The sequence below is a fragment of the Pseudarthrobacter sulfonivorans genome, assembly GCF_024391045.1.
Lineage (GTDB): Bacteria > Actinomycetota > Actinomycetes > Actinomycetales > Micrococcaceae > Arthrobacter > Arthrobacter sulfonivorans_B.
Map to the genome: position 1 here is coordinate 1 of NZ_JANFCZ010000027.1, position 21,424 is coordinate 21,424.

Below are 21,424 nucleotides of genomic sequence, written 5' to 3' on the forward strand. Positions count from 1 at the left end.
GCCGCCGAGGCCGCCGCCTCCTCCGCCGCGCCCGCCGAACATTCCGCCGCCAAAGCCCTGGTTGGCATAGCCGCCAAAGTTGTCGACGTCGGCCTGCGCCAGTTGCGCTGCCTGGGCCGCGAGGGCGTGCGCCTGCTGGGCGTACGTGAGAGCGGTGACGGGATCGTTGCGCGAGATGGAGAGCGCGTAGTCAAGGTTGCGCTGGGATTCGGCAAGCCGGGTACGGGCTTCCGTGCCTACGCCACCGCGCCGGGCAGTGATGTAATCGGACGTGGCACTGATCTGCGCCTGCGCCGACATGATGGTCTGCTGCAGCGAGGCCTGTGCACGGCGGGCCTGGTCCTGCTGGTTCCGGATGCCGGTAAGGGACTGGTCCAGGGCCTGATGCGCCGTTTCAACGCGCTGCAGGGTGGCGATGGGATCGATCTTCCCGCCCTGGATTTCCGCCTTCACCTGGCCCAGGGCAGCTTCGACGCCCGCCACGGGCCCGGCCAGCTCCGGGTGCTCACCGGACTGGATCATGGCCTTCGCCTGGGCAAGGTCCTGGGAAGTCTCAACAACCGCTGCTTCGAGGCCGTTGCGGGCTTCATCCAGGCTGGCCGAAACCTTGGCAATGGCGTCCAGCAGGACGTTGGTCTGGTGCAGGCTTTCTTCGGATGCGCGCACAGCGACGGCGGCCAGGCTGCCTTCACCGGCCGTGAGCTTCTCCTGCGCCGTGGCGGTGGCATTCTGTACGAAGGCGAGGCGTTCCTTGGCCTGCGTGATGTTGTCGGCGACCTGCACCAGGGCGCTGTCGGCGTACTTCGCGCGCAGGGCCGTCAGCGACTGTTCCGCGCTGGCGATCTTGGCGTCTGCTTCCCGGGCGCCCGCGCTTACGGCAGCGAGTGCCTGCGGCGCGTTCTTCTCGAGCTCGCGGAGCGAATCGAAGTCAGCTTTTTGTTCCTGGAGCGAGGCCAGCGCTGCTTCTGAGCGGCGGATGATCTCGCCGTACCAGCTCCGCTGCTGTTCCTCGGTGTCCGGGATGTGATCGTCCAGCTGCTGCTGGAGCTTGAAGGACTCAGTCATATGGGCCTTGGCTTCGGCCAGGGCTTTGGTGAAGTTGCCTACGGCGGCGTCCCCGTACTGGGCCTGGGCGAACCCGAGCTCCTGCTCGCTGGACTTGATGGCGTCATCGGCCTCGATGATGAGGGAGCCGCTCTTGCGACGGAGTTCCGCGATGCTGAGCGTTGCCAGGGGATCGAGTTGGGCACCCTGGGGTCCGTAGCTGGCGCTGGATGCCTGCCCGGCCTTCTTGCGCCTGTTGCGGAAGTAGAGGTACGCGCCGGCGCCGCCGGCTACAACCACGCCAGCCCCTACCAGGACGCCTGCTCCGGCGCCGCTGCTGGATGGAACGTTGCCGCTGCCACCGCCCGCTGCATCACCAATGGCAGCCGCTGTGTCGATGGCCGCCTGGGCGAAGTCTTTCTTGCCGCCGGCGAGGTTCGCCGTGACGGCGTTCTGGCTGATGGCGCCCTGCTTGGACTTAATGGGACTTGCAGAGTTCAGGACAAAGCTGAACTTGCCGTCATCCTTGGCGATCGCCAGGATGGCATCGGACCGCCCCATGCCTTTGTTCTTCGCAACGGCCGCGGCCCAGTCGTTGGGGACCGTTGGGTTGGTGAACGTGTTCACGGTCACCACGTAGAGGTTGTATTTCTCGTCCTTCAGGAGCTTGGAAATGGCGTCCTGGACTTCGGCCTTGCGGCTGCCGAGTACATTGGCGTTATCCACAATGTTCGTGCCTGACGGGATGGCCACCGGGTCCTCGGCCCAGGCCGCGCCGGCGGGAACCGCGAGCAGCCCGGTCAGGCCGACCACGGCGAGGAAACGTTTGAACTTTGACCGCATGTGCAACCCTTCAGCACGCCTGACACCGATTCGGGACGAATCAACGTCTCAGAATGCAGCAGCGCCCCCACGCGTGGTGTAAAGCCGCAGGTCGCTGTGGCAATTCCTTTTGATTCTATGGTGCACCTTTGGGTGCGTCCACCGGAGCGAATATGCCACCAGCGAAACCCCTGCAGCGCCCGGATCGGGGATTAAATAGTGCTTTCAGGAACCTCCCAGCCAACGTTCGCCCCAGTTCCAGTCAGACGGTACATAGTTAATGCAGACGAGGATGAAAGGAAGTCCAATGACTGAGAACCCAACCCCGGGTGCAGCGCCTGACAACCGGCAACCGGACGGTTACCGGAATCCGGCCCAGCCCCCTGCGGAGGCCCGCAGCGACGCTGGCGGTCACTCCAATCCGACCGAGCAGCTGGACCACTCCGCGGCGCCCGACAACCCCACCCAGCAACTGCCCGGTGCGCCACGTCCCGTATATCCTCCCCGCGAGCCGTTCTACGGTCAGCCAGCCTACAGCCAGCCCCACAACCAGCAGCCCCAAGGCCAGCAAACTCCGGAGCATCAGGGCCAGCCCGGCGTGCACTCAGCGCTGCCCGGCGGATACACAGGCCACTACAACCCGGGCCAGTACAACGGTTCAAACCCCGCGCACACGCCCCGCCGGAAGGCCTCATTCGGCGTCGGAACCCTGGTGGCGAGCATCCTCGCCGCGGGCCTCGTGGGTGGCGGCGTGGCCACGGTCGGTTCGGGCGCTTTCAACCATGGTTCCGCCTCAGCAGTCAGCAGCACCGGCAGCCAGCCCGGGACCGTCATCGTCAACAACAAGGACGATGTCAACGCCATCACGGCCGCCGCGCTGAAAGCCACCCCCAGCGTGGTGACCATCAGCGCCTCCAGCGGCAACGCCGGCGGAACGGGCTCGGGCATCGTCCTTGACGACAGCGGCCACATCCTGACCAACACCCATGTGGTGACCCTGGACGGACAGACAGCCAACGCCGTGCTGGAGGTCCGCACGAGCACAGGCAAGGTCCTCAAAGCCACCCTGGTGGGCACCGACCCGCTGTCTGACCTTGCAGTCATCAAGGTGGACGACACGTCCGGGCTCACCCCGGCAACCCTCGGAGATTCGGGCAAGCTCAACGTCGGCGACACCGCCATTGCGATCGGTTCCCCGCTGGGCCTCACCGGCACCGTGACGGACGGCATCGTCTCGACTTTGAACCGGACCATCAGCGTGGCTTCCTCGGCCGCCCCCAAGAACGGCGACAGCTCCCAGGGCGGCGACCAGGGCTTCCAGTTCGCGCCTCCGGGCGGCGGCCAGGGCCAGAGCACAGCCAACCAGGGATCCATCTCCATCAACGTGATCCAGACTGATGCCGCCATCAACCCCGGCAACTCCGGCGGCGCCCTCGTCAACTCCAAGGGCGAAATCATCGGCGTCAACGTGGCCATCGCCTCGGCCGGCTCCGACTCCGCATCCTCGTCCTCCAGCGGAAACATCGGCGTGGGCTTCAGCATCCCCATCAACCACGCAAAGCGGGTGGCGCAGGAGATTATCAATACCGGCAAGGCATCCCATGGCCAGTTGGGCGTCAGTGTCAGGGACAAGTCATCCGGCACCTCGTCCAGCTTCTCGGTCGGAGCGGACGTGGCCACCGTCGAAGCAAATTCGGCGGCCGCCAAGGCCGGCATCAAGGTGGGCGATGTGATCACCAAGTTCAACGACCTGACAGTCAGCGAGCCTAACCAGCTGACGGCTGCCGTCCGCGAACAGGCCGGCGGATCCACGGTCAAGATCACGGTCCTGCGCAACGGCCAGGAGCAGACGCTCGACGTGACGCTGGGCACCGCAGCGGACCAGTAGGAACGCAGCAGGAAAACGACGACGGCTGCGGTCACCCCGGTGACTGCCGCCGTCGTCCGTTCCGTTAACGCCTGTACCGGGCGCGCCCCGGGGCCCTGACACAGGCGTTAACGGGACGGCAACGGGACACGACTATATGGTTAGCTAGGAGCTACCCGTACCCCGGGCGTTCCGAGGCCATGACCCCACCCGGCTGGCTGTCCACAAGCATGGAAGGCTGCTGTAAACACAGTGGAAGAGACATTGAAGATCATCGTCCTGGTCAAGCATGTACCGGACGCCCAGTTCGACCGTCACCTCAACGGGGAGGGCTACACCACCGACCGCGACGAAAGCATTCTTTCGGAGCTGGATGAATATGCGCTCGAGGCGGCGCTGCAGCTTGCCGAGGCCCGCGGCGGCGCGAAGGCGGGCAACCAGGTCATTGCCCTGAGCATGGGCCCGGCGGGCGCGGTCAATGCCGTCAAGAAGTCGCTTCAGATGGGTGCCACTGAAGGTGTGCACCTGACGGACAGCGCCCTGGCGGGTTCCGATGCCGCGGCTACTTCGCTCGCGCTGGCGGCCGCCATCCGCCACATCGGCGGGGTGGACCTTGTCCTCACCGGTATGGCCTCGACCGACGGCGAAACATCCCTGGTGCCGGCGCAACTGGCCGAACGGCTCGGCCTTCCGCAGGTGACCTTCGCATCCTCGCTGACCGTCGACGGCGGCCGGCTCACCGCCCGCCGCGACGCCGACACTTACTCCGAGACCGTCGAAGCCCCGCTGCCTGCGGTCGTCTCGGTGACGGACCAGATCAACGAGCCGCGCTACCCCAACTTCAAGGGCATCATCGCCGCCAAGCGCAAGAGCATCACCACCCTCTCGCTGGCCGACATCGGCGTCGACGCGGCCCAGGTGGGCCGGTCCGGCTCCTGGACCACTGTGACCACCGCCGCGGAACGCCCGCCACGCACGGCAGGCACCATCATTACCGACGAAGGCGACGCCGGCATCAAGCTCGTCGACTTCCTCGCCGCCCAGAAGCTGCTCTAAGAGGGATTACCTACATGGCAAACGTACTTGTATTCATTGACAACCCCGGAGATGCCCTGAAGAAGAGCAGCCTGGAACTGCTGACCGTGGGGCGTGACCTGGGTGAAACCGTCGTCGCCGTCAACGGTGAGCTGCGCCCTGCCGTGCTGGCCGCGTTCGCCGAATACGGCGTCACGTCGGTCCTCCAGCCTTCCGCCGCAGACCTGGACGACTACCTCGTGGCGCCCAAGGCGGCCTACCTGGCGGCCGCCGCCACGGCAGCGGGCGCCAGCACCGTGCTCCTGGAGAACTCATCCGAAGGCAAGGAAATCGCGGCCAGGCTTGGCATCAGGCTCAACGCCGGCGTGATCACCGACGTCGTCGCGGTCGACGCCGACGGTACAGCGCACAAATCTGTCCTTGCCGGCTCCTACACCACGGCTGCCAAAGCCACAACGCCGGTCTCCGTGCTGACGTTGAAGGCCAACAGCATCACCCCCGAGCCTGCCCCGGCTGCCACGGCTCCTGGGACCTCCACGGTGGAGGTGCCCGCCGACGGCGGCTCAGCAGCCGCCCGCATCACCTCCCGCGAACACAAGGTGGCCAGCGGCCGTCCGGACCTCGCCGACGCGCGGATTGTTGTTGCCGGCGGGCGCGGCGTCGACGGCGACTTCGGCCCCGTGGAAGAACTTGCGGACGCACTGGGTGCTGCCGTGGGTGCCTCCCGGGCGGCCACCGATGCCGGCTGGATCAGCCATGACGCGCAGGTAGGCCAGACCGGCAAGACCGTGTCCCCGCAGCTGTACGTCTCGGCAGGCATCTCCGGTGCCATTCAGCAGAAGGCCGGGATGCAGACGGCCAAGGTCATCGTGGCCATTAACAAGGACGCCGAGTCACCGATATTCGAGATCGCCGACTTCGGCATCATCGGGGACCTTTTCGACGTCCTGCCCCAGGCCGCGCAAGAGATCAAGAAGCGTAAAGGCTGACCGTGGCCGAACCAGCTGCCCAAGCACAGAGCCCGTTCGACCCGGCCACGCACCGGGTCGGGCGGGTGCTCTGTTTCGCCGCCCACCCTGACGATATCGACTTCGCTGCCGCCGGCACCATCGCCGCCTGGACGGCTGCGGGCGTCCACGTGAGCTACTGCATCATGACCGACGGCGACGCCGGCGGATTTGATCCGGCTCACCGGGCAGAGATCATCGCCCTGCGGGCTGCCGAGCAAAGCCGGGCGGCTGCTCTGGTGGGCGTCTCCGATATTTATTACCTGCACGAGCGGGACGGTTATCTGGAACCGACGCATGAGGTGATCAAGGGCGTGGTGAAGCTGATCCGGGAAGTCCGTCCCGACGTCGTGCTTGCCATGCATCCGGAACGGAACTGGAACCGCCTCCAGAAGAGCCACCCGGACCACCTGGCGGTGGGGGAGGCCGTGACCAGGGCCGTCTATCCCGCGGTGGAAAATCCGTTCGCCTATCCCGAGTTGGCCGAGGCCGGACTCGAGGCCTACAAACTGCCGTGGCTGTGGCTCTATGCCGGGCCGGACGAGCGGGAGAACCACTTTGTGGACGTCACGGACCACGTGGCAACCAAGCTCGCTGCCCTGCACGTGCACGTCAGCCAGCATCCCGATGTTGCCGCCATGGAGGCAGTGGTCCGGCAAGGGTTGCTGGCAAACGCCCGCCGTGCCGGCCTTGCCGACGGCCGCAGCGCCGAAGCGTTCCACGTTGTTACCGTCAACGGCCCGGACACCATCGCCGGCTTCTAAGGAGTTTTTGTCCAGATAATGCGGCCAATACGCCGTTTGGGACGCATTATCTGGACAAAACCCCCCGGGGCGGAAACTGGACGGTCAGGCGCCCAGCGGTGCGGCTGCCACTGTTGGGGTCGTCGGGGCCGCAGAGCCGCCCACAGGTTCCACCGTGATGCCTAGGGATGCCGCCGCAGCAATTCCCTTCACCACGGCAGGTTTGGACAGCGCTTCTTTGTCCATCAGGCCCTCGGAAACCGGTGCCGAGCCGTCCTTGGGGATCAGCCACATCTGATAGACCTTCCCGGCCGGCGGCGGGGGAACGTCCTTCATCTTGATCACCAAGGCATCCTTGGAGGACGAGATGAGGACAGTCGCAGTTCCACCTGCGGCCACGGGCACTGACGCCTCGCGGACGTCCCCGGCCCGGACCACCTGGTTCAGCGGATCGTTCTGGTCGGCCACGTAACTGCCGACGGCGACGCCACCGAGCGCGATGACCGCGGCGGCTGCCGCAGCGGCGAACCAGCGGCGGGTGCTGCCGGGCCGGCGTCGTGCTTCCCGCTTCGCCCTGGCCGCGGAAAGTTCATCCGTCGGTTGCGGTTGCGGCTCTGCCGCAGACGGGAGGGCAGGGGGTGCGGCAGGTCCGTCGCCGGGCAATTGAGCGAGCGACGGAAGCTGCGCCACGATGCGCTCGAACAGATCTGCCGGAGGTTCTTCCTGTGCCGTAAACGACACGGCAAGGGTTTCCCGTGCCTGGCGAACCCGTTCCAGGAAGGAATTGCGCTCTTCTGCGGGGGCGGCGGCGATGTAACGGTCGATGGCTGTGCGTTCGCTGTCAGTAACAGCGTCCAGGGCATAGAGCTCAGCCAGGTCCACGGCCAGCCCGGAGTCCAGGTCGGCAGCGATTTCCAGGCCGAAGGACCCTGGCCGGCGGGCACCACCGTGACCATTCATTTCTGTCATCTCAACTCACCCCCAAACATGTCTTCAAGCGGATCAGTCCGTCGCGGATGCGGGACTTGATGGTGGGAACTGCCGCATTGAGCCTGTCCGCGACTTCCCGGTACGTGAGGCCGCCGTAATAGGCGAGCCGTACGGATTCCTGCTGTGTGTCGGTCAGCGTTTCCAGGCACCGGACCACCGCCTCAGCCTCCAGTTTGTTGTCCACTTCGGCGGACACGGAGTCGTGATCCACCTCCTGGCTGCTGGCGCCGTACTTTGCTTCACGGTCGGTGGCCGATTGTGTGGAACGCACCTTGTCCACCGCCCGGCGGTGGGAAATGGTCATCAGCCAGGACAGCGGACTGCCGGCGTCGGGATTGAATTTCCCGGCATTCTGCCAGACCTGGAGAAAGACTTCCTGGGTGGTGTCCTCGCTGAGCTCAGGATCGATAAGGACCCGGCGCGCCATCCCAAAAACCCGGCGCGAGGTCAGCTGGTAAAACTCGGCGAACGCCGCCTGGTCTCCGACGGCCACCCGGGCGAGCAGGCCGCCCAGGCGCTGGCTTAGATCCGCCGGAGAGTCTGTGACTGCGGCCGGGGACTCGAAGTTTGGCGCGTTGGGAGTTTCCATCACTATCAAGCATAGGTCTCCCACCGCGGGATCCGGGGGATCGACGCCGGGACCGGACCAGGCAGCAGACGAGACGGCTGGCGCAGCTGGCTGCGGCCGGGCCTGTAACAGTCTCACGCGCTGCTCCTTCTCCATCCCGGAATTGCTGTCAGGAGGGATTCGGTGCCGGCAGCATCACGGATGGGCCTGTCCGCGATCCAATGCGGCGGTCAGATTTGGGCGCCGGCGAATCCCTGTTGACGCCAGGCCTCGTACACCGCAATGGAAGCCGCGTTGGCGAGGTTCAGCGAACGGAGCGCAGGCAGCATGGGAAGCCGGACGGTGGCGGTGACGTGCGGGTCATGCTTGACGCTTTCGGGCAGGCCCACGGATTCCTGGCCGAACATCAGCACGTCGCCGGGCTGATACGTAATGTCCGCATAGCTGGCCGTGCCGTCGGAGGTGAATGCGTAGACGCGTTCCGGTTGCAGCTCCCGCCAGGCATCCTCGAGGGTTTTGTGGACAGTCACGACGGCGAGGTCGTGGTAATCGAGGCCGGCCCGCCTGAGCTTGGCGTCAGAGAAATCAAAGCCCAGGGGTTCCACCAGATGCAGTTCGGCGCCGGTGATGGCGGCCAGCCTGATGGCGTTGCCGGTATTGCCCGGGATTTCGGGAGAATGGAAGAGGATTCGGAACACTGTCCAATCCTAGCCAGTGTGCATGCCGCGCAGCAGCCTGGCCAGAGTGGGCACGTTGACCGTATTCGGCGCCGGGCCGGCGGAGAGGAATTGTTTGAGGCCGCGGGCCAGGCCTGCAGCGTTGACCACCTGTACCGTTTCGCCGGCGCCTGCCGTACGCCGGTGGCGGTCGATGACGGGTTCGTGGAGGTTGCCGTCGGGGCTGTGGACGACCACCCAGCCGGTGACGTTCAATTCAGGAAAAATATCCTGCATGGCGCGCACCACGTGGGCCAGTTGGGGCGGGGCGATGGCGCGGCCGCCGTGCCTGAGGGCTTGCCCGTCCCAGGCGTAGGCCCCCTTGGGCAGGAGCATGGAACCGATGAGCGCCAGCCGGTAGCCGGACAACAGTGCGTGGTCTATATGGCTGTTGTCCGCGGGGGACTGCAGCCCGTTCACCAGCCTGGCTGCCGGAATCGCAGTGAGGACCTGCCGGGTGATGAGCTGCACTGTCCGCATCTCACGCTGGATTCTGGCCTCCGCCCCGAAGATTCCGCGTTTACGCGGCATCCCGTGAACCTGCTGACTGGCCTGGCTGAAGGGGATCAGGGGAACGGTCCCGGCTGCCTGGAACGCCACGGCATCATAGGGCGGCACATAGAGCGCAGGGTCGCCGGCGGTGTTGCGGGGCGTGCCGGACCTGTGCACGGTGGCAGAAGCGTGACTTCCCGCGGCCGGCGCATCAAAGTGTGCCTCGGAGGATGCCGCGGCAGTGGTGCCGGCTGTCCCCGCCGCGTAGGAGCGGTCGTAGGCCTTCCGCCGCTTCGGGTCCATCAGGGTTTCGTAGGCTGCCGTCACTCGGCGGAACGCGGCTGCGTCCCCGCCGTGGTCCGGATGGGCCGTCCGCGCCGCGCGGCGGTAGGCCACCTTGATTTCCTTGTCCGTGGCTGTCACCGCGACTCGGAGCACCTCGTAGTAGGAGCTGCTGCTCTCGGTCAAGCACTCATCCTTCTGTTCGTCTGGCCAGCCCACGACAGGCAGCCCGGCTGGCCCAGTTTAGCCGTCTGTCCACACAACGTCTTGGTAGGTGGCGGAGGTTCCCGGCGCCGGCGGCAGCACGGGTAGCTGCCAGCATCGGTTACCGGTCGGCAGCGGCACAGGGAGCGGCACGGGCGTACGGAACGGAACCGCAGGCCGTTTAGACTTTTGAGGATGACGGCTGTCCGGCGAACACGTTTGGGGTGGATGTGAAGGCACAGGCTGCAGTTGGCCTTGTGACCGCCGCGCTCCTGGGCGTCGGGGCGCTCGCAGGATGCAGTGTTGGTGTCCCGGACCCGGCCGCCCCCAAATTTTCGCCGACCGCTACCGCACTAGCCACCCCCACCATCACGCCGGGCCATGACGCCGCGGCGGTGGCCGCCAAGGACATGCCGTTCTCGGCCGGCGCATCGTTGGCCGGGGGCGTTCCCGTGGGGATCTCCGACGGCCTCAAGAGCGCCCCGGGCTGGGCGCTGGTGAAGGACAAGGTGGCTGGCGGGAGCCAGTATCTGAAATCCGACGGGTGCCTGGTGGCGGCCAAGGTGCGTGCCAACCAGTCCTCCCTGGTCCTTGCTGACGACAAAGAATCAACCGCCGGCCTGTTCACCTACCTGGACCCCACCATCCTGCCCGCATATCTGAAGACCGGAACGCTGCGATGGGGTGGTGAACCGGACAAGCCGGGTCCGGTGGTTGAAGTGCTTGTCCTCGAGGAACCAGGCCAGGCCGGCTCGAAATCAACGGCAGTCATGGCGAGGGTCTTCGGCGCTGCCGCGTCGTCGGTGTATGTCTCGGTTTCCTGCCCTGATGCTGCCACCCTGGCTGCGGCCAAGGCCGAGGTGGCAGCGCGGCTGATAGTAGTACCGCCGTCGAACTAGCGGCGACGCGACTTAGCGGTTCCTTCGCCAGGACCCTACGGGTGCCAGCCGGTTCAACGCCAGCGCACCAACCAGCAGGCCGAAGTCCCGCAGCGCCACGTCGTAGTATTCGCCCAGGACGAGCAGATTGACGACGATGCCGAGCAGCCAGACGGCCACCAGCAGCGACCCGAACCTGGGGCGGACCGCAACCAGGATGCCGGCGATGATTTCCACCACGCCGACGATGTACATAAACGTCTGCGGCGTCACCGGAACCACTGAGGTGGCAACTGGTGCAAGGTAGTGGGTCCAGTCGGTGAGGATGTTGGTGAACTTGTCCAACCCAAAGAGGATCGGGGCCACGGTGAACACGGTCCGTAGCAGGAAGAACGCCTGGCGGTCCGGCGCCATCGTTTGGGCGCGGCCTGCGGTGATGGTTTCTGTCCTGGTTTTCATGGTGCTCTCCTTCTAAAAGTAGGTATCATAATTTTAGAAAGAGCGATGGGATTAAGCAATGGATGTTGTTTTTAGAATGAAGGGTTTCTAGTGCGCAGACCTCCATGGGGCCGACGCGTCGCGGCACTTGCCTCGCTCGGTGACGACAAACGCCGGCAGCTTTTCCAGTTGGTTGCGTCCCGGGACGAAGCCATCGGACGCGACGAGGCCGCGGATGCCCTCGGGCTGCCGCGAAGCACGGCGTCCTTCCACCTGGACAAGCTGGTCCAGGATGGCCTGCTGGCGGTGGAATTCCACAAGGCGGCCGGCAAAACCGGCCCGGGTTCCGGCCGGCCCGCGAAGATGTATCGTCCCGCGGCGAATGAAGTGAGCGCCTCGGTGCCCGACCGGAACTACGACCTGGCCGGGGAACTCCTCGCCGCTGCCATCGAGCATTCCGCGGCAACCGGCGGCGCGGTGGGCGACTCACTGCGCACCACCGCCTACCTCAAGGGCCGGGAACTTGCCGCCGGAGCCGGCAGCCTCACGGAGTTCATGGCGGCCGAGGGGTACGACCCTCAACCCGACGGCGAGGGTGGCCTGGTGTTGGCAAACTGCCCGTTCCATCGGCTCTCCGACGGGCATCCGGACGTGGTCTGTGCCATGAACGGCTCCTTCCTCCGGGGCGCCGCCGCGGCCTGCGGCGAGCCCGAGGACCGCATCGTGCCAAACACTGTGCAGGGCCAGTGCTGCGCCAGGCTCACGCCGGGGATTCCCGCGCCCTGATTCCCTGACCGGCGGCGCGGCTAGAATTGATCCGTGCCCGTCTACCTCGATCATGCAGCCACCACCCCGCTTTCCGCGGAGGCCCTGGCAGCTCTCACCCGGGAACTTTCCCGCACCGGCAACCCGTCCTCCCTGCACGGCTCAGGCCGCCGTGCCCGCCGCTCCGTGGAGGACGCGAGGGAAGCCATCGCGACGGCGGCCGGCGCCCATCCCTCCGAGGTCATCTTTACCTCCGGCGGCACTGAGTCGGACAATCTGGCGGTCAAGGGCCTGTTCTGGTCCCGGTCCGGCGAAGACCCTGCGCGGCGGCGCATCCTGTGCTCCGCCGTCGAACATCACGCGGTACTGGACACGGTGGAATGGCTGGAACGCCATGAAGGCGCCCAAGTCACCTGGCTGCCGGTGGATAGCGAGGGAGTGGTGGACCTGGAGGTCCTCGCCGCCGAGTTGGCGCACGATCCCGGCTCCATTGCCCTGGTCACGGTGATGTGGGCTAACAACGAGGTAGGGACCATCGAGCCTGTGGCGCGGATAGTGGAGCTGGCCCACGCTGCAGGTGTCCCGGTCCATTCGGACGCTGTCCAGGCATTCGGTTCGCTGCCCGTGGACTTCAAGGCCTCGGGGCTCGATGCCATGTCTGTTTCCGGGCATAAGATCGGGGGCCCGGTAGGTGTGGGGGCGCTGCTGTTGGGGCGCGCCGTCAAGCTGACTCCGGTACAGCACGGCGGGGGCCAGGAACGCGATGTGCGTTCCGGGACGCTGGACACGGCCTCCATCGCCGCGTTTGCTGCGGCCGCGGAAGCTGCCACGGCCCACCTGGAACCGGAGACTGGCCGCATCGCCGCGCTTCGCGACCGCCTGATCGCCGGTGTCCTCGAACGCGTGCCTTCGGCCGTTCTGCGCGGAGCGCCGGGGGAGGGACGACTGCCCGGCAACGCGCACTTCACTTTCCCCGGCTGCGAAGGGGATTCGCTGCTGTTCCTGCTGGACCTCGCCGGCGTGGAATCGTCCACCGGTTCCGCCTGCACCGCCGGCGTGCCGCGGCCATCCCATGTGCTGCTGGCCATGGGCCTGGATGAGGAAACCGCCCGGGGCGCCCAGCGCTTCACCCTCGGCCACGCCTCAACGGAGGCGGATGTGGACGCTCTCCTGGCTGCCCTGCCCGGCGCTTATGAGCGTGCCCGCCAGGCGGGGATGGCCGGGCATGAGTCGTCCATCCAGACAGCAGGCACCGTGGCGCGTCAGGCCGGGTCCGGCAGGAGCTGATCGAGGCCGGCACCGTGGTCGGCCAGACGCTCGGTGCTGACGGGGGTCCGGGCCGAGATCAGCGCCTTGATGGTTTTCTGGGCTCCCGGCTGGACCTTACGCGGCCAGTTGACGCTCATGCCGGCCACCACCCGCGAGTCCTGCAGCCAGAAGGCGATGAACTCCTTGTCCTCCAGCGACCCCCTGATGACCGGTTCGGCACCCGCAGCCAGTGTGGGGAAGCCTGAGTACTCCATGCTGACGTCGAACTGGTCCGTGTAGAAATACGGGATGGCGCTGTGCGTGGCATCCTGGCCCAGCATCGCCTTGGCTGCCACCTTGCCCCCGTTCAGGGCGTTTGACCAGTGCTCGCTACGGTGGTGCTGTCCGGTGAAGGGGTGCAGGGCGTTCGCGACGTCGCCGGCCGCATAGATGCCTGGTTCGCTGGTCCGCAGCGAGGCGTCCGTGAGGATGCCGTTGTCCAGTGCCAGTCCTGCCGCTTCGGCAAGCTCCGTGTCAGGGACCACCCCCACGGCGATAATGACAACATCTGCCCGGAGCCGTTCGCCGCTGTCCGTGATGACGCCCGTGACAGCTCCGCCTTCGCCCGAAAGCTCCCGCGCCGAGGCGGGAAGCCGGAAACTGACCCCGTTCGCCTCGTGCAACCCCCGGAAAAACTGTCCGAGATCCGGGCCGATGGCGCCCGCCAGGGGAATATCCTCCAGCCCCAGCAACGTGACGTGGTTGCCGTACGTTGCCGCGGCGGCCGCCAACTCCATTCCGATCCAGCCCGAGCCGACCATCACCACGTTCTTGCCGCCGGCAGCGAGGTGGCCGCGCAGCCGCCTGCTGTCATCGAGGGTGCGGAACGTCGAGACGCCGGCCAGGTCACTGCCGGGCAGCCGCAGGGTCCGGGGCCGCGCTCCGGTGGCCAGGAGCAGGGACCCATAGGGCAGCGACGATCCGTCGTCCAGCTGCACGGTCCGCTCCGTGCTCCGGATACCGGTGACCCGGGCGCCGAGGCGGAGGCCGACGTCGTTCTCTGCGTACCAGCCGGACGGCACCACCGGGACGGTGTCCTCCGCGGCCGTGCCGAGCAGATACTCCTTGGACAGCGGCGGGCGCAGGTAAGGGTGGTGGTGTTCGGCGCCGACGATGGTCACCCGCCCGGTAAAACCTTCGGCCCGCAGCGTCTTGGCCGCGGTGGCTCCCGCCAGGCCGCCACCCGCTATGACAATGTCCTGAACAGCCATGTCCGCCCGCTTTCCTTTGCCGCGCCGCCTCTAAAACTGTTAGGCCTGACGTTAGAAGCGGGGGACGTGGCCGTCAAGGCCTTTTGGGCAGGATTCGGCGTGCCGATACAATGGAGCGGCAGGCATTGTGTTATTTGCGCGGCCGCTGTCCGATTCAGCCGGCGCGCTGCCGGTGCCGGCGGTCCCCTGAACCCAACAGAAAGCCAGCATGCGAGTCTTAGCAGCCATGAGCGGCGGAGTTGACTCCGCCGTAGCCGCAGCACGTGCCGTTGAAGCCGGCCACGACGTCGTCGGCGTCCACCTTGCGCTGTCCAGGATGCCCGGCACCCTGCGGACGGGCAGCCGCGGCTGCTGCACCATCGAAGACTCGCGCGACGCCTGGCGTGCCTGCGATGTGCTGGGCATCCCCTATTACGTGTGGGACTTCTCGGAGCGCTTCAAGGAAGACGTTGTCCAGGACTTCATCGACGAATACGCAGCCGGCCGCACCCCCAACCCGTGCATGCGCTGCAACGAGCGGATCAAGTTTGCCGCCCTGCTGGAGAAGGCCATCGCCCTCGGCTTCGACGCCGTCTGCACCGGTCACTACGCCAAGGTCATCACGGATGCGGACGGGAACCCCGAACTTCACCGCGCAGCGGACTGGGCCAAAGACCAAAGCTACGTCCTGGGCGTGCTGACCCATGAGCAGCTCAAGCACTCCATGTTCCCCCTGGCCGAGACGCCCTCCAAGGCCGAGGTGCGGGCAGAGGCCGAGCGCCGCGGGCTCTCGGTGGCAAACAAGCCGGACAGCCACGACATCTGCTTCATCCCCGACGGCGACACCGCCGGCTGGCTCGCCGAAAAGATCGAAATGACCGGCGGCGACATCGTGGACGAAACCGGAACCAAGGTGGGCGAGCACCCCGGCGCCAACGCGTTCACTGTGGGCCAGCGCCGCGGCCTGAAGCTGGGCACGCCCGCAGCGGACGGCAAGCCCCGCTTTGTGCTGGAAATCCGGCCGAAGGAAAACAAAGTGGTGGTGGGGCCCCAGGCGCTCCTTGCCATTGACGAGATCCGCGGCATCAAGGTCTCGTGGGCCGGCCTGCCCATCGCGGAAATCGAAACGGGAGCCGAATTTAAGTGCCACGCGCAGGTCCGCGCGCACGGCGACCCCGTGCCGGCCACGGCCCGCATGGTGCCCGTTGCCGGTGAGGACGCACCGCAGCTGCTGGTGACCCTGACTGAACCGTTGCGGGGAGTGGCCCCCGGCCAGACGGTGGTGCTGTACCAGGGCACCCGCGTGCTCGGCCAGGCCACCATTGACGCCGCCCGGTCGCTGCAGCGCGCCGAACTTTAGGCTGCTGGAATGGGTCTGAGCAGAATGTTCTTCCCAAGCAGGTAAATTTTGTGTCTCAACTCACAAAAATGCCGGTTGATGAGCCCGGCGTCTGATTGAATCTAGGCATCAGGACAGCGCGCTGCCCGCTCGAGTAAACACCCCTTAGCGGGCGGCTGACGCGCACTCATCGAACAGAAAGCTCACAGATGACCAAGAGCACCAGAGCCTTGCGCAGCGCAATCGCGCTCGCAGGCGTTTCCGCTTTCGCTTTGACTGCCTGCACGGGGCCCTCCGGCGGCGGAACATCCACGGAATCCGGTAGCGCAAGCAGTGTTATTGCCTATGGCACCACGGACAAGGTCACTGCTCTGGACCCGGCCGGTTCGTACGACAACGGTTCATTTATGTTGATGAACCAGATTTACTCGTTCCTCTTGAACTCCAAGCCCGGCGGGGCCGAGCCCGTGCCGGATCTGGCCGAGTCGTCCTCCTTCACCAAGCCAACCGAGTACACGGTCAAGCTCAAGAGCGGCCTCAAGTGGGCCAACGGACACGACCTTGATTCGAAGGACGTCAAGTTCTCCTTTGACCGCCAGCTCAAGATCAACGATCCCAACGGACCGGCGTCGCTGCTCTCCAATATTTCTTCCATCGCTACTCCGGACGCCACCACCGTGGTCTTCACGCTCAAGAACGCCAATGACCAAACGTTCCCGCAGATTCTGACCAGCCCCGCGGCGCCCATCGTTGACGATGAAGTATTCCCCGCGGACAAGCTCCTCAGCGACGAGGAGATTGTCAAAGCCAAGGCCTTCTACGGTCCGTACACAATTGATTCGTACAACAAGAATTCACTGGTCAGCCTGACGGCGTGGCCGGATTACAAGGGACTCCTGGGCAAGCCCGCCAACGCCGGGGCAACGATCAAGTACTACACCGACCAGACCAACATGAAGCTTGAGATCAAGGGTGGCCAGATCGATGTCGCCAACCGCAGCCTGAGCGCCACGGACATCGATGACCTCAAGAAGGACTCCAACGTCACCGTCAACGTCGGACCCGGCGGCGAGATGCGGTACATCGTCTTCAACTTCGACACCATGCCCTTCGGCGCCAAGACACCCGAAGCGGATCCGAAGAAGGCGCTCGCAGTCCGCCAGGCGGTGGCCAACCTCGTTGACCGGCAGGCCATCTCGGATCAGGTGTATAAGGGCACGTACCTGCCCATGTGGTCAAACGTGCCGTCCGGATTCGCCGGGGCGAATGAATCCTTCAAGCTGGCCTACGGCGATGGTTCCGGCAAGCCAAGCCTGGACAAGGCCAAAAAGGCCATGAGCGACGCCGGTATCACCGGCCCGGTGACCATCAACCTGCAGTACAACCCGGACCACTACGGCAAGTCATCCGGCGACGAATACGCCGCGGTCAAGGACCAGTTGGACAAGAGCGGGCTGTTCACCGTCAACCTGCAGTCCACCGAATGGGTTACTTACAACTCGGCGTCCAAGAAGGACAGCTACCCGGTCTTCCAGCTGGGTTGGTTCCCGGACTTCAGCGACGCGGACAACTACTTGACGCCGTTCTTCGTCGGCGGCGGCTTCATGAACAACCACTATTCGAACCCTGAGGTCGAATCGCTGATCGCCAAGCAGCTCGTGACAACTGACAAAGCCGAGCGCGAGAAGACCATCCAGGACATCCAGAATCAGCTGGCCAAGGACATCTCCACGCTGCCACTGCTGCAGGGTGCCCAAGTGGCTGTTTCAGGCAAGGGCGTCAAGGGCGTGGATTCCACCCTGGACGCTTCCTTCAAGTTCCGGCTCGGCCTGGTTTCCAAGTAGCACAGCAGGTTCCCGTAACACCGCATAACCAACGTCAGGAGGTGGGGCTCGACGGCCCCGCCTCCTGCGTTTTGGGTCCACATTTTCCAGTTTCAAAACAAGCAGGGACAGCATGACCACCTTGATTGATGCGCCGCCGCCCACGGTTGCGGCCCCCAAATCCAAATCCGCGGGAGGTGGCCTCGGGAAGTACATCCTGGTCCGCTTCCTGCTGATCTTCCCCACGATCTTCATTCTCGTCACCCTGGTGTTCTTCCTTATGCGGATCACCGGCGATCCCATCACGGCAGCCCAGGGCGGACGCCTTCCGCAGGAGCAGATTGACATCCTGGTCCACCAGGCCGGGTACGACCGTAACCTCTTCATTCAGTACATCGAGTACCTCGGCAACATCGCCACGGGCAACTTCGGCCGCACCATCTCCGACGGCAGGCCCGTTGTTGAGATGCTCACCAAATTCGGCGCCGCCACCCTCGAACTGGCTATCAACTCACTCGTTGTGGCGCTGCTGGTGGGCATTCCGTTCGGCATGTTCGCTGCGCACAAGCGGGACAAGGTTTCGGACGCCCTGCTGCGCTTCTTCGCCATCCTGTGCTACGCCACGCCGGTCTTTTTCGCCGGCCTGCTCCTGAAGCTCACCTTTTCCGTCGGCCTGGGCTGGTTTCCCGTTGCCGGCCGCGCTTCCACCACCACCGAACTGGCCATGAGCCGGTTGTCGGCGCCCTCCGGAATCTACTGGCTGGACGCCCTGCGAAGCAACGACCTCGCGGCCTTCGGCGACGTCGTCCACCACGCCGTCCTGCCGGCCGTCGCGCTGGGGCTTTTGACAGCAGGCGTGTTCCTTCGACTGGTCCGCACGAACGTGATCGGCACCCTCGGCAAAGACTACGTCGAGGCCGGCCGGTCCCGCGGCGTCAGCGAATACCGGCTGGTGACCAAGCACGCCTACAAGCCTGCACTCATCCCCATCATCACCGTCATGGGCCTCCAGATCGCGCTGCTGCTCGGCGGCGCCGTCCTGACCGAGACCACGTTCGAGTGGAAGGGCCTGGGTTACCAACTGGCCCAGTACCTTACGGCGCGCGACTTTGTGGCTGTCCAGGGCATCGTGATGCTGCTGGCCGTCATCGTGGCAGTGACCAACTTCGTGGTGGACATCGTGGCAGCCCTGATCGATCCGCGGGTGAGGTACTGATGAGCGCCGAAGCATTCAACCCAATTAAAAAGTCCCTGCTGGACAGGCTCCCCGTCACGTCCCACATCCGGCGCAGCGTGGGCCTGCAGCGCACCATGCTGCTGATCGGCGTCGTATTGTGCGCCGTCTTCCTCCTGGCGGCCATTTTCGCGCCGCTGCTCGCGCCCTACGGCTACTCGCAGATTTCCGACGACGGCGGGACGTTCCCGGCGCAGGCCGCACCGGGCGGCAAACACCTTTGGGGCACCACTGTGGGCGGTTATGACGTGCTGTCCCGGGTGATCTGGGGATCGCAGACAGCGGCCACGGTGATCGTGGTTGCCGTCATCATGGCCATCTTCCTGGGCGTCTTCCTGGGCCTGCTCAGCGGCTACTTTGGCGGTTGGCTCGACCGGGTCCTCGTGGTGGTCGCCGACGCGATCTACGCGTTCCCCACCCTCCTGCTGGCCATCGTGGTCTCCATCGCCATCAACAAGGGGCAGTCCGGTTTCTGGGGCGGAATCCTCGCCTGCGGGTTCGCCATCACTGCAGTCTTTGTCCCGCAGTACTTCCGCGTGATCAGGGCTGAGGCCATCCGGCTCAAAGCCGAACCGTTTGTGGAATCCGCCCAGGTGGTGGGTGCCTCCAGCGCACGGATCATCGGCAAGCACATCTTCGCCAACGCCACCCGCACGCTGCCCCTGATCTTCACGCTGAACGCCTCGGAAGCCATCCTCACCCTGGCCGGACTGGGCTTCCTCGGGTTCGGCATTGAACCGAGTTCCGCCTCGGAATGGGGCTTCGACCTGAACAAGGCGATGTCCGATGCGTCCTCAGGCATTTGGTGGACGGGCGTGTTTCCGGGCGCGGCGATCGTGCTCACCGTCCTGGGCCTGACCCTGGTGGGGGAGAGCATGAACGACCTGAACGATCCCCGCCTGCGGGGACGCAGACGTGCAGGGACCAAGGGCAAAGGCAAAGAAAAGAACCAGACGGAGGTGTCCGCATGAGCGGTCCGGAGATCATCGAAACCAGCGCCGGGCAACGCGCGGAACCTGTCCTGGAGATCGACCACCTCAAAGTCACGTTCGCCACCGACGGCGGAGACGTCTACGCGGTCAAGGACGTCAGCCTGGACGTGCGCCCCGGCGAAGTCCTGGCCATCGTGGGCGAATCCGGTTCAGGGAAGACTGTGACGGCGAAAACCATCCTCGGGCTCCTGCCCGAAACCGCCACCAGCGGAGGCGCGGTCCTGATCAACGGAAACAACGTCATCAGCGTCAGCGCCGCGAAGCTGAGGCAGATCCGCGGCCGCGATGTGGCCATGGTGTTCCAGGAGCCGTCCACCGCGCTGAATCCGGTCTTCACCGTGGGTTGGCAGATCGCCGAAGGCATCCGTGCCCACGCCACCGACGGCAAGCGCGTCACGGCCAAAGAAGCCAAGGCGCGTGCCATTGAGGCGCTGGGAAAAGTGGGAATCCCGGACCCCGAACATCGCGTCAACTACTACCCGCACCAGTTCTCCGGCGGCCAAAAGCAGCGTGTGGTGATCGCGGCAGCGCTGGCGCTCAACCCGGGCTTGATCGTGGCGGATGAGCCAACCACCGCCCTGGACGTCACCGTCCAGGCGGAGATCCTGGAGCTGTTGCGCGACCTGCGGGACAAATACGGCACCTCGATCGTGCTCATCACCCACAACATGGGAGTCGTCGCGGACCTCGCGGACCGGGTGGTGGTGATGTATCAGGGCGATGTGGTGGAGGAAGCTCCCGCACGGGTGCTGTTTGCGGAGCCGAAGCAGGATTACACCAGGAAGCTGCTGGCCGCCGTTCCGCACTTGGGCCGGAATTCGGCCTCGGCAGGTCTGACGGAACGCGCCCACAAAAACTCGCCGGTACTGGTGGAGGCCACCGACCTCACGATTGAGTACCCCGGGCGGCTGGGGACGCCTGCGTTCAAGGCAGTGGACGGGGTCAGCTTCACGGTCTCAGAGGGGGAAGTGTTTGGCCTGGTGGGCGAATCCGGCTCCGGAAAGACCACCATCGGCCGCGCAATTGCCGGCCTGAACCGGACCACCGGCGGCAGCCTGAAGGTGCTCGGCTACGAGATGCTGAACTTCAAGGAACGGACGTTCAAGCCACTCCGCAAGGACATCGGCTTCGTCTTCCAGGACCCGGCGGCGTCGTTCAACCCGCAACTGACCATCGGCGAGTGCGTGGCGGAACCCATGCTCATCCACACCAACCCCAGCCCGGCCCAGGCGCGCAAACGCGTGGGTGAGCTGCTCGAATCAGTGCAGCTGCCGGCGTCGTACGCTGACCGGTACCCGCATGAGCTCTCCGGCGGGCAGCGCCAGCGGGCCTCGCTGGCGCGCGCACTCATCCTGAACCCCAGGCTGTTGATCGCGGACGAGCCGACGTCGGCACTGGACGTTTCGGTGCAGGCGAAGGTGCTGGAACTCTTCAAGGACATCCAGGCCGAGTTCGGGTTTGCGGCACTGTTCATCAGCCATGACCTCGCCGTGGTGGACATCCTCTCGCAATGGGTGGGTGTGCTGTACAAGGGCAAGCTGGTGGAACAGGGGATCGGCAGCCAGGTCATGGGGTCGCCCCAGCACGATTACACCAAGCGCCTGATCGCCTCCCTGCCTGTTCCCGATCCGGACGAGCAGGCACGGCGGCGGGCGGCGCACCGGGCTCTGCTGGCCACATAGACTTG

The 21,424-nt window shown here is 65.5% G+C and carries 19 protein-coding genes; 12 read left to right on the forward strand and 7 right to left on the reverse strand.

The window, feature by feature from the left end; translation table 11 throughout:
* The coding region (locus NQJ30_RS15750) for a TPM domain-containing protein (protein ID WP_255770963.1) at positions 1-1,887 on the reverse strand (1,887 nt) is incomplete at its 3' end.
* 286 nt (positions 1,888-2,173) lie between these two features.
* Between NQJ30_RS15750 and NQJ30_RS15755 the strand changes: the two genes are divergently transcribed.
* The 4 genes from NQJ30_RS15755 to NQJ30_RS15770 all read left to right on the forward strand — a co-directional run bounded on the left by NQJ30_RS15755 (position 2,174) and on the right by NQJ30_RS15770 (position 6,539).
* Positions 2,174-3,754 carry a S1C family serine protease gene (locus NQJ30_RS15755; protein WP_255770965.1) on the forward strand — a complete coding sequence of 527 codons (1,581 nt, stop codon included), beginning with the start codon at positions 2,174-2,176 and terminating at the stop codon, positions 3,752-3,754.
* 243 nt (positions 3,755-3,997) lie between these two features.
* Positions 3,998-4,789 carry an electron transfer flavoprotein subunit beta/FixA family protein gene (locus NQJ30_RS15760; RefSeq protein ID WP_255771056.1) on the forward strand — a complete coding sequence of 264 codons (792 nt, stop codon included), beginning with the start codon at positions 3,998-4,000 and terminating at the stop codon, positions 4,787-4,789.
* 14 nt (positions 4,790-4,803) lie between these two features.
* Positions 4,804-5,757: an electron transfer flavoprotein subunit alpha/FixB family protein gene (locus NQJ30_RS15765; protein WP_255770966.1), complete on the forward strand. Its 954-nt coding sequence runs from the start codon at positions 4,804-4,806 to the stop codon at positions 5,755-5,757.
* Between the two features lie 2 nt (positions 5,758-5,759).
* Entirely contained in the window at positions 5,760-6,539 is a 780-nt protein-coding gene (locus NQJ30_RS15770; protein ID WP_255770967.1) for a PIG-L deacetylase family protein, read from the forward strand.
* A gap of 84 nt (positions 6,540-6,623) precedes the next feature.
* Here NQJ30_RS15770 and NQJ30_RS15775 read toward each other — a convergent pair whose 3' ends face one another.
* The 4 genes from NQJ30_RS15775 to NQJ30_RS15790 form a co-directional block, all read right to left on the reverse strand.
* A complete protein-coding gene (locus NQJ30_RS15775; RefSeq protein ID WP_255770968.1) occupies positions 6,624-7,487 on the reverse strand; it encodes an anti-sigma factor in 864 nt (287 codons plus the stop codon).
* Position 7,488: 1 nt separating this feature from the next.
* Positions 7,489-8,097, reverse strand: a complete 609-nt coding sequence (gene sigK, locus NQJ30_RS15780) for an ECF RNA polymerase sigma factor SigK (protein ID WP_255770969.1) — start codon at positions 8,095-8,097, stop codon at positions 7,489-7,491.
* 209 nt (positions 8,098-8,306) lie between these two features.
* Positions 8,307-8,774, reverse strand: a complete 468-nt coding sequence (locus tag NQJ30_RS15785; RefSeq protein WP_255770970.1) for a tRNA (cytidine(34)-2'-O)-methyltransferase — start codon at positions 8,772-8,774, stop codon at positions 8,307-8,309.
* A 9-nt stretch (positions 8,775-8,783) separates the two neighbouring features.
* Positions 8,784-9,752, reverse strand: coding sequence for a J domain-containing protein (locus tag NQJ30_RS15790; protein WP_255770973.1), 969 nt, complete (start codon positions 9,750-9,752; stop codon positions 8,784-8,786).
* A 275-nt stretch (positions 9,753-10,027) separates the two neighbouring features.
* Here NQJ30_RS15790 and NQJ30_RS15795 point away from each other — a divergent pair, with 275 nt between their 5' ends.
* The gene (locus NQJ30_RS15795) at positions 10,028-10,669 is read left to right on the forward strand and encodes a hypothetical protein (RefSeq protein WP_255770975.1); all 642 of its coding nucleotides are present in this window, start codon (positions 10,028-10,030) and stop codon (positions 10,667-10,669) included.
* 12 nt (positions 10,670-10,681) lie between these two features.
* Here NQJ30_RS15795 and NQJ30_RS15800 read toward each other — a convergent pair whose 3' ends face one another.
* Positions 10,682-11,107 carry a DoxX family membrane protein gene (locus NQJ30_RS15800; protein ID WP_255770979.1) on the reverse strand — a complete coding sequence of 142 codons (426 nt, stop codon included), beginning with the start codon at positions 11,105-11,107 and terminating at the stop codon, positions 10,682-10,684.
* A 90-nt stretch (positions 11,108-11,197) separates the two neighbouring features.
* On the opposite strand from NQJ30_RS15800, the gene NQJ30_RS15805 reads away from it, so the two are divergent.
* The gene (locus NQJ30_RS15805) at positions 11,198-11,872 is read left to right on the forward strand and encodes a helix-turn-helix transcriptional regulator (protein WP_255770980.1); all 675 of its coding nucleotides are present in this window, start codon (positions 11,198-11,200) and stop codon (positions 11,870-11,872) included.
* A gap of 33 nt (positions 11,873-11,905) precedes the next feature.
* Complete coding sequence (locus NQJ30_RS15810; RefSeq protein ID WP_255770981.1) at positions 11,906-13,138, forward strand: cysteine desulfurase family protein; 1,233 nt, start codon at positions 11,906-11,908, stop codon at positions 13,136-13,138.
* On the opposite strand, the gene NQJ30_RS15815 is transcribed toward NQJ30_RS15810, so the two are convergent.
* Positions 13,114-14,370: an NAD(P)/FAD-dependent oxidoreductase gene (locus NQJ30_RS15815; protein ID WP_255770982.1), complete on the reverse strand. Its 1,257-nt coding sequence runs from the start codon at positions 14,368-14,370 to the stop codon at positions 13,114-13,116. The two genes, NQJ30_RS15810 and NQJ30_RS15815, sit on opposite strands and share 25 nt — an antisense overlap.
* A 208-nt stretch (positions 14,371-14,578) precedes the next feature.
* Here NQJ30_RS15815 and mnmA point away from each other — a divergent pair, with 208 nt between their 5' ends.
* The 5 genes from mnmA to NQJ30_RS15840 all read left to right on the forward strand — a co-directional run bounded on the left by mnmA (position 14,579) and on the right by NQJ30_RS15840 (position 21,419).
* Positions 14,579-15,709 (forward strand): tRNA 2-thiouridine(34) synthase MnmA, encoded by a 1,131-nt coding sequence (mnmA, locus tag NQJ30_RS15820; RefSeq protein ID WP_255770989.1) that lies wholly within the window; start codon positions 14,579-14,581, stop codon positions 15,707-15,709.
* 188 nt (positions 15,710-15,897) lie between these two features.
* A complete protein-coding gene (locus tag NQJ30_RS15825; RefSeq protein WP_255770990.1) occupies positions 15,898-17,532 on the forward strand; it encodes an ABC transporter substrate-binding protein in 1,635 nt (544 codons plus the stop codon).
* 112 nt (positions 17,533-17,644) lie between these two features.
* Complete coding sequence (locus tag NQJ30_RS15830) at positions 17,645-18,727, forward strand: ABC transporter permease (protein WP_255770991.1); 1,083 nt, start codon at positions 17,645-17,647, stop codon at positions 18,725-18,727.
* Positions 18,727-19,716: an ABC transporter permease gene (locus NQJ30_RS15835; RefSeq protein ID WP_255770993.1), complete on the forward strand. Its 990-nt coding sequence runs from the start codon at positions 18,727-18,729 to the stop codon at positions 19,714-19,716. Before NQJ30_RS15830 ends, NQJ30_RS15835 begins: the two co-directional genes overlap by 1 nt.
* Complete coding sequence (locus NQJ30_RS15840) at positions 19,713-21,419, forward strand: ABC transporter ATP-binding protein (protein WP_255770997.1); 1,707 nt, start codon at positions 19,713-19,715, stop codon at positions 21,417-21,419. Before NQJ30_RS15835 ends, NQJ30_RS15840 begins: the two co-directional genes overlap by 4 nt.
* Positions 21,420-21,424: the final 5 nt, after the last annotated feature.